Annotated in this window: 1 protein-coding gene; it reads left to right on the top strand. The window is 23.2% G+C overall.

Features of this window, described 5'->3' with window-relative positions:
- The first annotated feature begins 699 nt into the window (after window positions 1-699).
- A complete protein-coding gene (locus AJN60_RS09740) occupies window positions 700-864 on the top strand; it encodes a hypothetical protein (protein ID WP_161565400.1) in 165 nt (54 codons plus the stop codon).
- The last annotated feature ends 112 nt before the right edge of the window (window positions 865-976 follow it).

Genomic DNA, 976 nt, shown 5'->3' with positions numbered 1-976 from the left:
AAGTCCTGATGAGCTTGATAAAGCAGATGAAACATTAAGACAAGAATATCTTAAAAACAAAGAGTTTAAATTAATTAAAAGTATTAAGTAGATTGGTTATAATAAAACAATTTATCTATATTAGGAGTAAATTTGCAAATTCCTATTTATTCTAAACTCAAAGAAAAACTAGAAAGCAAAGGAATAGACAATATATCAAGTGGACAAATTGCTTGGTGTTTAGGGAGTGGCTATATTGCTTTAATATGTGCTGTATTTGTTGTTATATATAAACTCAAGAATTTGGAATTTGAGCTTTATATTGTTTTTTTCTTTCCTATCTTGCTATTTTATATTGCTATATTTTGGTTTATTTTTTTAAGTTTTTATAAAAACTTCTTTTTTATTCATCTTTTTTGCTATTGTTTTATGTATATCTTTAATATAATTTTTAATGATTTTTATTTAAATCTTGCAATAATAAATATTTTATTAATGATAATATGGTTTTTTTTTGTTAAATTGCATTTAAAATTTAAATTTTTATTTTTAATGATGTATTTTTGTTTTGAAATTGCAATATTTATAGGAATAATACCTTATGGACTTTTAGAAGGAACTATTTCGAAATGAAAGAAATAATAAAATATTATGTAACAATTTATGTAGATGAGTTATTAGAAGATGAAATGTTAAAGCATGTTGATTTTTCTTTGCTATTTGAAGCAAAATTTTCTCAAATTTCTAAGCAAATCGACCTCCACCCACGCTTTCTTAGGACTTACCAAAGACAAAAGTCCTGATGAGCTTGATAAAGCAGATGAAACATTAAGACAAGAATATCTTAAAAACAAAGAGTTTAAATTAATTAAAAGTATTAAGTAGATTGGTTATAATAAAACAATTTATCTATATTAGGAGTAAATTTGCAAATTCCTATTTATTCTAAACTCAAAGAAAAACTAGAAAGCAAAGGAATAGACAATATATCAAGTGG

This window comes from Campylobacter sp. BCW_4323 (assembly GCF_001763115.1).
Lineage (GTDB): Bacteria > Campylobacterota > Campylobacteria > Campylobacterales > Campylobacteraceae > Campylobacter_D > Campylobacter_D jejuni.
This window is presented reverse-complemented; position numbering and strand designations above follow the sequence as displayed.